General features: G+C 72.0%; 9 protein-coding genes and 1 pseudogene. 5 read left to right on the forward strand and 5 right to left on the reverse strand.

Going from position 1 to position 13489, the window contains the following annotated elements; genetic code table 11:
• The first annotated feature begins 97 nt into the window (after positions 1 to 97).
• The 3 genes from ACIF9R_RS15855 to ACIF9R_RS15865 all read left to right on the forward strand — a co-directional run bounded on the left by ACIF9R_RS15855 (position 98) and on the right by ACIF9R_RS15865 (position 3345).
• Entirely contained in the window at positions 98 to 1057 is a 960-nt protein-coding gene (locus tag ACIF9R_RS15855; RefSeq protein ID WP_399979711.1) for a DUF5996 family protein, read from the forward strand.
• Positions 1058 to 1285: 228 nt separating this feature from the next.
• Positions 1286 to 2842 carry a DUF1254 domain-containing protein gene (locus tag ACIF9R_RS15860; RefSeq protein WP_399979713.1) on the forward strand — a complete coding sequence of 519 codons (1557 nt, stop codon included), beginning with the start codon at positions 1286 to 1288 and terminating at the stop codon, positions 2840 to 2842.
• A gap of 11 nt (positions 2843 to 2853) precedes the next feature.
• On the forward strand, positions 2854 to 3345 hold the full coding sequence (locus ACIF9R_RS15865) for a GAP family protein (RefSeq protein WP_399979716.1): 492 nt from the start codon (positions 2854 to 2856) through the stop codon (positions 3343 to 3345).
• Here ACIF9R_RS15865 and ACIF9R_RS15870 read toward each other — a convergent pair.
• From ACIF9R_RS15870 to ACIF9R_RS15890, 5 genes are all read right to left on the reverse strand, one after another.
• Positions 3282 to 6026, reverse strand: a complete 2745-nt coding sequence (locus ACIF9R_RS15870) for a hypothetical protein (RefSeq protein ID WP_399979993.1) — start codon at positions 6024 to 6026, stop codon at positions 3282 to 3284. The two genes, ACIF9R_RS15865 and ACIF9R_RS15870, sit on opposite strands and share 64 nt — an antisense overlap.
• Before the next feature lie 131 nt (positions 6027 to 6157).
• Positions 6158 to 6856, reverse strand: coding sequence for a DUF4386 domain-containing protein (locus ACIF9R_RS15875; protein ID WP_399979718.1), 699 nt, complete (start codon positions 6854 to 6856; stop codon positions 6158 to 6160).
• Positions 6853 to 7050: a hypothetical protein gene (locus ACIF9R_RS15880; protein ID WP_399979719.1), complete on the reverse strand. Its 198-nt coding sequence runs from the start codon at positions 7048 to 7050 to the stop codon at positions 6853 to 6855. Before ACIF9R_RS15880 ends, ACIF9R_RS15875 begins: the two co-directional genes overlap by 4 nt.
• 166 nt (positions 7051 to 7216) lie before the next feature.
• The gene (locus ACIF9R_RS15885; protein WP_399979722.1) at positions 7217 to 8557 is read right to left on the reverse strand and encodes a jacalin-like lectin; all 1341 of its coding nucleotides are present in this window, start codon (positions 8555 to 8557) and stop codon (positions 7217 to 7219) included.
• A 161-nt stretch (positions 8558 to 8718) separates the two neighbouring features.
• Complete coding sequence (locus ACIF9R_RS15890; RefSeq protein WP_399979724.1) at positions 8719 to 10878, reverse strand: glycoside hydrolase family 9 protein; 2160 nt, start codon at positions 10876 to 10878, stop codon at positions 8719 to 8721.
• A 198-nt stretch (positions 10879 to 11076) separates the two neighbouring features.
• Here ACIF9R_RS15890 and ACIF9R_RS15895 point away from each other — a divergent pair.
• Both ACIF9R_RS15895 and ACIF9R_RS15900 read left to right on the forward strand, forming a co-directional pair.
• Positions 11077 to 11828, forward strand: a pseudogene (locus ACIF9R_RS15895) (N-acetyltransferase).
• Between the two features lie 248 nt (positions 11829 to 12076).
• Positions 12077 to 13393, forward strand: a complete 1317-nt coding sequence (locus ACIF9R_RS15900; RefSeq protein WP_399979727.1) for an ABC transporter substrate-binding protein — start codon at positions 12077 to 12079, stop codon at positions 13391 to 13393.
• Positions 13394 to 13489: the final 96 nt, after the last annotated feature.

Here is a 13489-nt window from a genome sequence, read left to right on the forward strand (position 1 = left end):
GGGTACGACGAGGTGCCGTATCGCGTCCGGGGTGTTCTGATGGCTGCCCAGGGCCCGTCCGGCCCATCAGGAGCGCCGGGGCAGGGGAAGGACGACCATGGAACTGTTTCCACCGATCCCGCTGGCCGAGTGGCGCGACACCAAGGAGACCCTCCACCGGTTCGCGCAGATCGTCGGGAAGATCCGTCTCGCCACCGGCATCCGGCGCAATCACTGGTGGAATGTCCCGCTGTACCTCACGGGGCGCGGCACCACCACCCGCCCCATGGGGCGGGCCGACAGCAATCCGATCTTCGCCATCGACTTCGACTTCGTCGCCCACCAGCTGGTCATGTCGGCCATGAACGGGCGGCAGGTCTCCTTCCCGCTCGCCGGCCAGTCCGTGGCCTCCTTCTACCGCGCGGTCATGGACTCACTGGCCGTGCTGGGCGTGCGGGTGCGGCTCGCCGTGCCCCGGCCCTTCGACCTCCCCGACTCCGCCCGGCCGTACGCCGAGGACACCGAGCACTCGGCCTACGACCCCGTGCAGGCCAACCGCTACTGGCAAGTCCTCGGCCAAGTGGCCTCCGTCCTGGAGGAGTTCGCCGCGGGGTACTCGGGCAAGGTCAGTCCGGTGCACCACTTCTGGCACACCTTCGACCTCGCCCACAGCCGGTTCTCCGAGCGCCACGTCGAGCAGCCTCGAGACGTCGACCCGGTCACGAGGGAGGCGTATTCCCGCGAGGTGATCAGTTTCGGCTTCTGGTTCGGCGACGACACCTTCCCCGAGCCCGCGTTCTACTCCTACACCGCCCCGGAACCGGCCCATCTGACCGAGGAACCGCTCCGGCCCGCGGCCGCCCGCTGGCTCGACCGGAGCGGCAGCCACCTGGCCGTGCTCCCGTACGACGAGGTGCGTGGCGGGCCCGACCCGCGTTCCGCCGTACTCGCCTTCTACGAAAGCGCCTACCGGGCCGGCGCACGGCGCGCCGGCTGGGAGATCGAACGGATGGCGTGCCCCGGCGGAGTGACGGATCCGCACCAGTGGGCCCACCGGCCGGGCGACACGTCCGGTTGAGGCCATGCGCACGCCCCCGGGCGGGGGACGACTCCGTAACGGTCCGACCCGGTCCCGCCCCGCGTGCTCTCCTCCGCGAGCCGCACCACACCCCGCCCGACCTCGATGTCCCCCGACGGCCCAAGTGCGATGGTGTCCGCGGCAGGTACGGCTCATGGTCGAGAGAACGTCCTCTCACGAGAACGGAGCGATTCCTTGCAGCGAGCCGCGCAGCTCCCACCTCAGGTCATGGAGTCGATCTCCACTCCCGAGCAGGTCGAGACGCACCTGGGCACTCTGGAGTTCCCGCTGGGCGTCCCCACCGAGGAGACCGCGAACCGCGTCTACGACCACGTGGATCACGTGCGCGCGGTCAGCGCGTTCCTCGACGCGTATTCCGGCGTCAGCCTTTGGGCGAGCCGTAGGGGATTCCTGGAGGCGGGGGTCCAGGACCACGACGTCCTGCTCTTCTCGGAGTTCATGGATCCCAAGACGCTCGTGCTGACCGGGAACGCGGACACCGTCTATTTCGTGACCTTCCTCGACCTGACCGAGGGCCCTGTGGTGGTGGAAGTGCCGCCCTTGGCTCTCTGCTTCCTCGATGACATGTGGTTCCGCTGGGTCGCGGACCCCGGCATGGCCGGTCCGGACCGCGGGGCCGGTGGCCGGTACCTCTTCGTGCCGCCCGGCCATGAGGGCCCGCTTCCCGAGGGCGGCTTCTTCACGTACCGGACCCGTACCACGCGGCTCATCCTGGGCGGGCGGGCGTTCCTGGAGGGCGACGACCCGAAGCCGGCCGTCGAGCGGGTCAAGGAGGGCCTGCGCATCCACCGCTACGTCCCCGGGTTCTACGGGACCAGTGTCGGAGAGATCGTCACCGGCGGCACGGCCCCGCCGCTGCCGTGGACCGCGCAGACCTGGACCGCCGCTCTGCACCGCCCCGACCCGCCGCGCTTCGTCGAGGGCTCCGGGCTTCCCCTGAACACGGTGCCGCCCGGGGACGCGACGTACTTCGACTTCGCGAGTGAACTCGTGCACGACCAGCCGGCCGAGGCGCTCGATCCGGAGATCGCCGGCGCCCTGGCCGCGGTCGGCATCGTCAAGGGCAGGCCCTTCGAGCCGGACACTCGGATGAGGAAGATCCTCACCGAGGCGGCCGCGGTCGGCAACGCCACGGCCCGCACCCTCGCCTGCCGCCCGCGCCCGGCCGAGGGGGCGCACTACTACGGTGCCTCCTCCCGGTGGCTCAACGGCCTGCTCGTGTCCGGCCACGAGTTCCTGACCCCGCCCGCGGACATCACCGAAAGGGGCGTCGAGCCCCGTCCGGACGACGGCGCCCGGAAGCTCAACCTGCGGTCCTGGTGGTGGTACCTGGGCGTGGGCATCAGCCCGGCGTTCACGGCGCCGCTGCCCGGCATCGGCTCGCAGTACGTGTTCTCGTTCGCCGACCGGGAGGGCCGGTGCCTCGACGGCGGCAGGCGCTACTGGCTGGTCCTTCCGCCGGACATCCCCGCCGCCCGGTTCTGGTCGGTCACCGCCTACGACAACCAGACGCGGTCGATGATCGACACCCCGCAACGGTTCCCACGGGCCGGCAGCCAGGGCTACCCCACCCCGGCCGCGGTCCCCGACGCCGACGGCACGACGACGGTGCACTTCGGGCCCGACCGGCCGGGCGGCGTACCGGAGGGCAACTGGATCCGGACCGCACCCGGCCGGGGGTGGCTCGCGGTCCTGCGCCTCTACAGCCCGCTGCCGCCGTTCTTCGACAAGACCTGGCGACCAAGCGAGATCGAGGCGGCGTGAGGTAGGCGGCGGTGGGCGAGGCGATCGGTCAGATCCTGTCCTACGGCGTCGCGGTGGCGCTGAGTCCGTTCCCGGTCATCGGCGTGATGCTGATGCTCGCGACGCCCAGGGCGCGCTCCAACGGGCCGGCCCTGCTCCTGGGGTGGGTCCTGGGCCTGGCCCTGGTCGGCACGATCGTGCTGCTGGTCTCCGGCGGCGCCGGCCCGGCCGAGCAGGGGCAGCCGGCCGGCTGGGTCAGCGCGCTCGACCTGGCGCTCGGCGTGCTGCTGCTGTGGGTGGCGGTGAAGGAGTGGCGTGGCCGGCCGCGCGGTGACGAGGAGGCGGAGCTGCCGCGAAGCTGGTGGGCGACGCCATCACCGATCTCTCCACCTGAGAGCGCGGGGCCCGGACGGACCGGACCCCGCGCCAGAGGGTGCTCACGCTCCCTCGCACCTCGTGCTCACGGCGTGTCGAGCACTGTCCCCGTCAGCACCGGCCGGTCGGGCAGCGGCTCGGCGTCGTAGTCGGTCAGCGCGAGGCGCATCGACTCGGTCGGCTCGGCCACCTGGTCCCGCACGGTCGGCACGACGAAGTCCTCGCCGGTGCTCCCGGCCGGGATGGTCAGCCATACCCACAGGTTCGCCTCGGACAGCGGCCGCTCCGGGTCGGGCGCGTCACCGGAATAGTCCTCGAGCCACTGCGGGTCCACGTCCTTGGTGGACAGCTCGGCGCCGTCGGTGACCGGAAGCACCCGCACGGGCTGCCAGATGTCCACCGCCACGGGTGCGTCCACGGACAACCGCCAGGTCAGCGTCTCTCCCTCGGTCACCCGGTCCGCGACGGGCGACAGGGTGATCACCGGCTCGGGGTCGTCGTTCTCGACGGTGACCCCACCCCGGTGCTTGCCGACGACGGCGTTGTGGACGGCCTTGACGGCGATGTCGTGCTGCACGTCGTCGCCGTAGGCGGTGTCGCCCCTCACCTCGACCGGTACGTCGATCACGTCGCTGCCGGGCCGTACGGTCACGAGACGGTTCTCGGCCCGGCCGCTGCCCGGGGTGAGGACGTACACGCGGACCTGCCCGCTGCCGTGCCCGGAGATCTCGACAGGGATCCGGTAGGTGCGGGTGCCCGAGTCGCCCTCCTCGACGATCGTGCGGCCCACGTCGACACGCGGCAGTGCGTGCGCCTTCACCGCCGAAGTGCCGGGCGCCCAGCCCCAGGCGTCCATCAGCCAGGCCTGCCCGGACCGCGAACGGGGCGTCAGTTCAAGGGACGTGACATGCCGGAGATCGAGCCCGGCCCGGGACGCGGCCGACAGCGGGACGCGCAGCTCCTGAGCCCAGTGGGAGGCGGTGTGCGCGGAGCCCGGGAGCCCGTCCACCCGGACCGAGCCGAGTGTCACCCGGCGCCTGGAGGAGTCGGTGACGGACACGTCGAACTTCGTGCCGGTCGTGTTCGGCGGTACGAAGACCCGGAGCGCGAGCTTCTGGGAGCCGCGCAGGGAGAGCGGCTCGGCCGGAGTGATACGCGCGGCCTTGCCCGGCACGGACCACTTCAGGTCCACCGCGCCGCGGCCGGTCTCCTGTTCCGTCTCCCACCACGCGAAGTGCGGTGACGATCCGGGAGCCTCCGGGTCCAGACAGGCCACGGCCGGGTCGGGGTCGATCGCCGAACACAGCCGGGCGCCGGTCACCTTCGCCCCGCCGTCCGGCAGGAATCCACCGCTGCGGCGGCCGCCGACCGCGTGGGTCAGCACCCGGGCCGGGTCCGCGGACCGGGCCCGCTTGCCGGAACCGTCGAGCAGCGGACGCACCCGATCGTCCCCGGCGACGAAGAGCCGGGCCGCCGCGGCGATGTACGTGGCGCCCGCCTTGTGCTGCTGGGCCGCGGTCAGCCGGGTCGCGGCACCCGGCGTGCACACCGGGTCCGGCTCCTCCGGATCGCTCCAGAAGTCGTCCATGGCCGGTGCCACGGCCTCGCCCGGGGTCCACTCGCTGTTGAAGTAGTTGTGGTTGGCGCCGACCATGTAGACCGCGCTGTGCAGTGCCGCGCCCCGCCCGATCCCGCGCGTCCCGTCGACGAAGACCTCACCCTGCAGGTCGGACACGTCGCCGTCGCAACCGGGCAGCAGCGTCACGGACGGCACGTCGGCGACCGGATTCTGGCCGAAGATCGTCGGTCCGATGAGCACCGTCCCGCGCACCTTCCAGCGCACCGGGCCCCGGTAGCCGTCCTCGGCGGCCGGCGGCGGGTAGAGGCTGTCCATGACGGCCCGGTTGACGCCCTCGCCACCGCGCGAGTGGCCGACGAGCAGGACACGGGAGAGATCCGCCTTCGCCGCCTTGCGTACGACAGCCGGGGCGGAGGAGCGATGGGCGGTCCAGTCGGCCCAGCGGGCGAGGTGCTGCCTTACCAGCGAGGAACGCGCCTGCGCGCCGGCGTCCTCGGCCTCCCAGTCCTGGGCGTTGATGCCGTTCGCCGAGATCGACACCGTCACATAACCCTGAGAGGCCAGCAGTCGCTGGTCGCGCAGATAGCCGAGGTGACTCGGGATCGGCTTGTAGCCGTCCGCGCAGGGCCAGTCGCCGGTCACGTCGTCCTCGGAGCCCGGCTTGTAGCAGGTGCCGTGACGGCCGTGCAGAAACAGCGCGAGCGGCCGGCTGCCGGTGGCACCCTTCGGCGCCACCACCTCGGCGGTCATCTCCACCGGGGTGTCGAACCCCGGCAGGCGCACCGGGTCGAGGTCGTACGTCCCGGTGACCGTGCGGTACGGGCCGGCCCTGCCCGGATCCACGCCGTTCGCCGGTGCCTGCGCGGGCACCCGTGGCACGCGCGAGCGGGACCCGCGGGTGTCGTCGGCCGCCGCGTCCAGCCGACGCCCCGCGGCCGTCACCTGAAGGTCCGTCAGCTGCTCGGACCGTGTCTCGCCGAGTGCGAGCCGGAAGGTCCGCCCGTCCCTCGCCGGCTTCGGCACCCCGAGCAGCCGGTCCCCGGTACGGAACTCGACCCGGGCATCCCCCATGGGCACGGCCTTCGGCGCACGCCAGACCAGCTCAGGCGCCCCGCCCGCCCCGTCGATCCGCCAGCCCGGCGGAAGCGGGTTGTCGTCCGTCGCACTCAACTGCCTTAACTGATACGGCTGTTCAGCTTGTGCCAGTCCGGGCGAACCCGCCAGGGCCGCCAGCACCGCCACGGCGGTCACACATATTCGCCGAGTACGGATCAATGATCCTCTCCTCAAAAACCCTGTGCGCAGACGTCCCGTCGGTCCCGGGCGCCCCTCGCGTCATCTAGGACGGGGGAGGGAGTCCGTGGGTTGTCTTCGAGGAGGCGTCACGCCGGTGCGGATTCGCGGGCGAGGACGGGTGAGGGACGAAAGCCCTTGAACGTGAGCCAGAGACCGAGCCCGAGCTCCCAGGCCGCGATCGGGAGGGTGAGCAGCAGGGCGCCGACGGAGCGGTCGTCCATGCCGCCGAAGGCGACCACCAGGGTCCTCGCGACCAGAAGGGGCGCGCCGAGCAGTCCGAGGACGGGAAGCGAGCGGGGGACCAGGCCGGCGCGGTACAGCACGGTTCCGAGGAACAGGGCGTTGACGGCGGGCATGATTCCGGGGCCGAACAGGAAGGTCCAGTCGCGGACGTCGACCAGGGCCTGGGCGACGGTGGTCAGGCCGGCCGGTGCGTCGGGGCTGCCGCCGAGGTCCTGACGGAGTGTCACGACCGACAGCACGCTGACGACACCGACGAGGATGAGGCCGGCCTCGACCAGGCGGGAGGAGAGGAACCCGAGCGCCGCGGTCCTGTCGACTCGCCGGGTCACCGGGTGGAGGGCGAGGGCGGTGGCGACGCAGGCGAACGCGGTGACCACTTCCATGACGCCGCCGAGCACGACCTGGGTGTCCTTGCCGGCGCCTAGAACGTAGTCGGCGTGGTCGGTGACCGGTTCGAGCAACGGCAGCGCGGGGATCGAGGCCGCGAAGGTGATCAGGTAGGCGATGCCCCCGAGGAGGGCGACACGGCGACTGTTGCTCATGAGCTGCTCCTGGACGTGAGGACACTGATGCGGATCTTGCGCAGGTGCGGCACGAGGCCGCGGAAGACGACCGGGACGGCGACGGCGGTGAGCACGAGGGTGCGCGGCAGCACGGACAGGGTGCTGAGCCAGCCTGCCAGCGCCGCATCGCGCAGGGCCAGAGGGAGAACACAAACGGTCCGGCGAACGCGCATGCCGGAACACCCGGCGCCGACCGACCGGACACGCGCATGGTTGTACGCGACTGCGTACTGCGGCGGCGGAGTACCTGGCGGCCACGGGAAAGTCCCGGTCCCGGTCCTTCCGACGATTCCCGAGCGGCCTGTGTGACAGGGGACGGGAGCACGGCCGCGGCCGCGGTCAGCGGCGGGTGTAGATGAAGCCGATCTTGTCGATCTCGTCGCCGGAGCGGCCGTGGAAACCGGTGATCTGCCAGCCGGGGGGCGCCGTGCGGGTGACACAGTCGGACGTGGGTGAACCGCCGGCCAGGGTGCGGCCCAAGTTCGTCGTGAACCTCGTGTGGAAGATCCGGGTGTGGCCGTCCTTCTCGGCCTGGCACAGATACGCGGTCGTCAGGTACTCGGTGGTGCCCAGCGTCAGGGAGGAGGCGGTGCCGCCGGAGCCGCCGTGGGAGAGCGTGGTGCCGTTGCTGAGGGTGATGCCCATCCGGTCGACGCGGGATCCGGCGCGCAGGGTCAGGGTGGTGGCGCGGGCCGATGCGGGGACGCTGTCGATGTCGTTGAAGTACGTGCCGTGCGGGCCGCCGAACTGGTCGCTGAGCCGGAAGCCGGCGGCGCGCGACCAGGAGAACCCGACTGCGATCGGGTCGTGGTCGGAGAGCATGAGTCCGTCGCCGGTGAGGAACCGGGCGTGCTCGTTGCGGTACGACGTGGCGTCCAGTGACACGAGCCTGCTACCGCGGTAGAGGACCTTGTCGACGACCTCGCACGTGTCGGGCACGGTGGGCTGCGTCCGGTCGCAGACGAGTGCGTCGCTGCCCTTGGCGGGCGGGGTGCCGCCGCGGACCAGTTTCACCCACGCGTCGGTGAGGCCGTGGGCGGCGGCGAACTCGGCGATGGTGTCGCCGGAGCGGGTGTAGCGGGTGTTCGTGTCGCCCATGACGACGACCGCGTTGCCGGCGGAATGGCTCTGGATGAAGGCGCTGAGCTGGTCGAGGTTGTCCGCGCGGGAGGAGAGGTCGCCGGAGCTGGTCCCGGCGTTGGTGTGGAGGTTGTAGAAGTCGACGTAGACGCCCTCGGCGAGCCGCTGGCGCATGAAGGTGAAGCCCTTGGGGGTGAGGCAGTCGCCCGAGTCGTACTGGCAGGACTTCCAGCGCACCCGCTCGAAGTCGTCCTCGTCGTAGGGGAGTTTCGACAGGGTGTTGAGTCCGCTGCCGATGCCGGCACCGCCGCTGGTCGGGGTGCGGTGGGCGTGTGCGGTATCGGCCGCGTAGAGACGGGCGTGGTAGTTGAAGTCCTCCTGCACATGGACGATGTCGTACGGCGCGATCCGCCGGCCGATCTCCGTGGTGCCGGAGTCACGGGGCGTCGGGGCGCTGGAGAGACTCCCGGGCAGGCCGGCGACGTTGTAGCTGAGCACGCTGAACGTTCCCGAGTCGGCGGCCGACGCGGAGGGGGCGGCGGCGGTGAGTGAGCCGAGGGTGACGGCAGCCGCCGCGAGGCAGGCGAGGAGCCTTCGCATGGGGAGTGCCTCCTGGGAGTGCGCGGAGCAGTGAGGGACGGGCGCGATTGCAGAGTACATGTCAAGTAATCCGACGTGGTGCGCCGCGGCCCGCCGCGCACGCGGCGGGCCGTGACGCGGGCGATGCTCACCCGGCCGTCTCCAGTGGTTCGTTCCCGCGGTCAGGCGCAGGCGTTCCCGTCGAGGGTGAAGGCCGTGGGGGCCGGATTGTTGCCCCCGCTGAGCGATCCCTGGAGTCCGAAACTCGCCGTCCCCCCGGCCGCGATCACCCGGTTCCACTCCACGTTGCGGGCGACGACGGCGGTGCCGCTCTGCGTGACGGTCGCGTTCCAGGCACTGGTGACGCGCTGGCCGCCCGGGTAGCTCCAGCCGAGCTGCCACCCGTCCACGGCGGCCGGGCCGGTGTTCTTGACGGTCACCGTCGCGGTGAACCCATCACCCCAGGCGTTGTCCACCGTGTAGGTCACGGCGCAGGCCGCACCGGGCTGCTCACCGGTGGACGTCCGCTCGGCCGCGAAGGCGGCGAGCCAGGCCAGCGGGGCGTTCCAGTTGATCGCCACCTCGTTGGTCGAGTACGAGCCGATGTCGTCGACGTAACACGCGGCGGGGGCGCAGCCGGCCAGCCTTTCCTCCGCCACCGGGTCCTGCAGTCCGCTGTTCGGGCCGCCCGCGAGCGAACCCGCCGGCGGGTTGGGCAGCGAGGCGTCCGCCTGGTGCGCCCAGAAGCGGTGGTGCTGGTTGCGTGAGGACGTCTCGCCGTAGCCGGTGACATAGGACTGCCCGAGGGCGTTGCGTCCGAGCAGGTAGTCCATCGCCTCGAGCGCTCCGGCACGGTAGCGCGCGTCACCGGTCAGCTCGTCGGCGACGGCCAGCACGATCGCGTTGGCGGCGAGCGCGCTGTTCGACCCCCAGAAGTAGCCGTCCGTGGGGAGGGGCATTCCGTACCCCTGCCCGGCCATCGTGGACAGGTGGCTGTCGGCGGCCGTGGTCACCGAGGAGCGGATGCGGGACAGGTCGGCGGCGGGAAGCTCATTGGGCACGGTGGCCAGGGTGAGCCGCCCGAGCGCGGCCGTGTCCGCCCAGCCGAAGCCGTACCGGGTGAAGGTGCCGGCGGAAGTGTGCCAGGACGAGGACGTGACCGCGTCGCGGTAGGTGCTCTCCCCGGTCGTCGCGTACAACTCGGCGGCCGCCCAGTAGAACTCGTCGGTCACCTGGGTGTCGCCGTAGGCCCCGCCGCCCGTGCTGTCCGAGTCCGGGGCGTAGAGGGCCGGTTCGGCCCGCGCCGCCGTCCAGGCCTTGCGGGCGGCCGCCAGACAGCGGTCGGCGAACTCGGCGTCGTAGGGCCGGTAGACGCGGGCGCACTGCGCGGCGGACGCGGCGAGGTTCAGGGTCGCCGCCGTGGACGGGCGGTGCAGTTCACGGATCTGGGCGTCCTGCTCGGGGCGGGTCGGTATCGCGGTCCACTCCGCGTCGTGCACCTTGTGGAACGCCATGCCCGCGTACGGCTTGCCGTCGGGCACCTGCATCCTCATCAGGAAGTCCAGCTCCCAGCGGGCCTCGTCCAGGACGTCCGGCACCCCGTTGCCGCGCTCGGGGACGCGCAGGGTCGAGTCGCCCAGCGCCTCGTCGGTGCCGGCGCGCTGGGTCCGCTCGAAGGAGTTGACGACAAGCCAGGTGGAGATGCCTCCGTTGACCACGTACTTGCCCTGGTCGCCCGCGTCGTACCAGCCGCCCCTGACGTCCCGGGTGTAGTCGCAGACCCCGGACTGGCAGGGGACGGACGTGTCGCCCTTGTTCGGCGCCACGCCGAGGTGCCCGGCCGGGTGCGCGTAGGCGGAGCCCACCAGGGAGGACTCGATGGCGATGCCGCTGCGCTGGTGGTAGAAGAACGCCATCGCGTCCGAGCGCAGACGGTCGTAGAGGTCGGCGCGGATGTCGAACGGGTCGCTGCTCCGGCCGTCCACCGTCAGGACGTATCCCGAGCCCGTGTCCCGGTACGAGGAGAAGTCGGCCACCTGGACGGACTGCCCGGAGGCCTGGTCCGCGCCGTGCGGGACGGTCGAGCCGGAGGCGGCCACCGCGCCGGAGGAGGTGCGCAACTGCCAGGTGAGCGCCTGCGACGACGTGGTGACGACGGTCGCGTGCTTGGGGCCGTCCGGCAGATAACCGACCTGATTGACGCGGACGGCCGTGGTCGCCGCCGCGGCGGTGGGGAGCCCCGTTGCGGCCGGAGCGGTCAGCAGCCCGCCGACGAGGAGCGAACCGGCCAAGAGGGCGGCGGAGAGGGTTCTGTGCCGGCGTAACGATACGGAGGGGGACATGAGCGGCTCCTGGATCGCTGGGGGACACTCCGTAATGGGAGCGCTCCCATGGTGAACCCGCCGGGGTGGGAGTTCAAGGGTGGGGACGGGGGGCGTCCCGGGAGTGCGGTGACGTGGGCGAGGCGAGGTGCCAGTCGGACACGCCCCAGAAAAGGGTGAAAAAGGACAAACATGCCCCGTGTGATTAGTCTGCCCGGAATGAACGGTGACCTGGCGATCACGACCCTGGCGGAGCGACCGGAGTTGCGCGCAGCGCTGTGGAGCATGCCGCACACCTGGCCGGCGTTCATGGAGCACGAACTCGTCGGGGGTGACAACATCGAGTGGATCGCCGCCGAGTTCCCGCAGCACGTGCTGGTCGCCACCGGTCCCGAAGGCGACCTGAGGGCCAGGGCGTTGAGCGTTCCGTTCGTCCTCGGCACCGAGGGACGGAGGGAACTGCCCGACACCGGATGGGACCAGACGCTGCGCTGGGCACTGACGGACTGCGGCACGGCCGTACGCCGGACACGGTGAGCGCGATCGACATGACCGTCGCGACGGGAGCCCAGCGCAGGGGGATCGCCGGTCGCATGGTGTCCGCCCTGCGGGACAGCGCCCGTGCGGGCGGATTCAAGGAACTCGTCGCGCCCGCACGGCCGAGCGCCAAGCACCTGGAACCGGACACGCAGATGGCCGAGTACGCCGTCCGCGACCGCCAGGAGGACGGGTTGCCGCACGATCCCTGGCTGCGGGTGCACGTGCGGGCAGGCGGTGCCGTCGAGTCGGTCGCCCCCGCGTCCAGGACGGTCGTCGGCTCGCTCGGTCAGTGGCGTCGCTGGACCGGGCTGCCGTTCGACTCCGAGGGGCCGGTCACGGTCCCCGGCGCGCTGGTGCCGGTGTACTGCTCCCTCCGGCACGAGCACGCCGTGTACTGCGAGCCCAACGTGTGGGTCCGGTACCGGCTCTGAGCGTGCGTACGGACACGGTCGGCCGGGCCGCCTCGACCGACGGGCCGGGAGACGCCCGTATGCGCGGGCTCCCCGGGCGGGCGGTGAGCCACTCCCGGCAGGCGAGGCGGGCGGAGGGGCCCGGGGCCGGGATAACCCGGTCGGTGCCGTCCCGTGGCGGCACCGGCGGCGCGGTACCAGCATGGACCGCACGTCCCCGGCGGGCAGCCGCCGATCGCACCGACCACGTGGTCGGAGAGGAGGCTGCCATGCGTGGCACGCTGCGGGGCCTGGCCCTCTTGCTGGTTCTCGCCCCCTTCCCGGCACTCGCCGTGGCCTGCGCCGAGCGCGGAGCGGGAACACAGGCCGAGCAGGTGAGGATCGGGGTCCTGGAGCCGGTCTCGGGACCGGACGCCTCGGCGGGCAAGGACGCACGCAACGGCGCACAACTCGCCGCGGAGATCGTCAACGGGGAATTCCCGGAACTGGCACTCCCGCTGGCCGGCGAGCCCGGCCTGCCGGGCCTGGGAGGGGCCAGGCTCGAGCTCGTCCACGCCGACACCGGGGGCGACCCGCGGACCGGGGCGAGCCAGGCGCAGCGGCTGGTGGCCGGCCAAGGGGCCGTCGCCCTGACGGGCGCCTACCACTCATCCGTCACCAAGACCACCAGTGAACGCGCCGAGCAGCTCGAAGTGCCGTTCGTGAACGGTGACTCCTCCTCGCCCGCGCTGACCGAGCGCGGCCTGCGCTACTTCTTCCGCACCGGCCCCAGCGACCTCACCTACGGCCGGGCCTTCTTCTCCCTGATCGAGGACCGCAAGGCCGCCGGGGTGCCGATCTCGGACGTCGGCATCCTGCACGTCGACAACGAGTACGGCAACGAGGGCGCCGCGGTCACCCGCCGGCTCGCCCGGCAACACGGCCTCACCGTGGGCGCGGACGTCGCTTACGACGCCACGTCCTCCGACCTGGTGCCGTACGTGCGGCAGATCCGCGCCAAGAAGCCGGACGTGCTCTTCGTCCTGTCCTACACCAGGGACGCACTGCTGCTGCAGCAGGCGTTCACCCGGCTCGGCTACCTCCCGCCGGCGGTGCTCGGCTACGGCGCCGGCTTCTCCGACCCCGAGTTCGTGGCCGGCCCGGCCCGCGCGGCCGACGCCGAGGGTTTCCTCCGCCGCACCGCGTGGTCGGCCGAGTCGGCCGAACGCGACCCGACGGCCAGGAAGGTCGCCCAGAGGTTCGCGGCGGAGTTCGGCGCCCCCATGACCGAGAACTCCGCGCGTGCCTTCACCGCCGTGATGACCCTGGCCGTGGCGGTGAACGAGGCGCGCTCCACCGACCCGGAGAAGATCCGCTCGGCGTTGCGCGCCGTCAGCCTGCCTGGCCGGGACCTGATCATGGGGTCCTGGGACCACGTCCGGTTCGACGCCAGTGGGCAGAACACCGGTGCCCGGGGCATTGTCGAGCAGTTCCTCGACGGCCGCTGGCGCGTCGTCCACCCGGACGATCTCCGCAGCCGGCAGGTCGTCTGGCCGCTCTCCGCGGCGCGCGACCGAGCGCAGATGGCGCCCACCGCGGGCAAATGACCACGGGCCCGGCCGTGTGCGGACCCGGTCGGCCGGTGACTCGGCCGGGAACCTCGCCCGCCGTGCCGGGGCCGGCGGGCTCAGGGCCTGCGGTGA

Origin of the sequence: Streptomyces sp. NPDC086080 (assembly GCF_044540255.1) — a bacterium.
In the GTDB taxonomy this organism is placed as follows: domain Bacteria; phylum Actinomycetota; class Actinomycetes; order Streptomycetales; family Streptomycetaceae; genus Streptomyces.

Coding starts and splice junctions, on each gene's coding strand:
- ACIF9R_RS15860 (WP_399979713.1), top strand. CDS start 1,286: ATGGAGTCGATCTCCACTCCCGAGCAGGTCGAGACGCACCTGGGCACT.
- ACIF9R_RS15900 (WP_399979727.1), top strand. CDS start 12,077: ATGCGTGGCACGCTGCGGGGCCTGGCCCTCTTGCTGGTTCTCGCCCCC.
- ACIF9R_RS15855 (WP_399979711.1), top strand. CDS start 98: ATGGAACTGTTTCCACCGATCCCGCTGGCCGAGTGGCGCGACACCAAG.
- ACIF9R_RS15885 (WP_399979722.1), bottom strand. CDS start 8,557: ATGCGAAGGCTCCTCGCCTGCCTCGCGGCGGCTGCCGTCACCCTCGGC.
- ACIF9R_RS15890 (WP_399979724.1), bottom strand. CDS start 10,878: ATGTCCCCCTCCGTATCGTTACGCCGGCACAGAACCCTCTCCGCCGCC.
- ACIF9R_RS15875 (WP_399979718.1), bottom strand. CDS start 6,856: ATGAGCAACAGTCGCCGTGTCGCCCTCCTCGGGGGCATCGCCTACCTG.
- ACIF9R_RS15880 (WP_399979719.1), bottom strand. CDS start 7,050: ATGCGCGTTCGCCGGACCGTTTGTGTTCTCCCTCTGGCCCTGCGCGAT.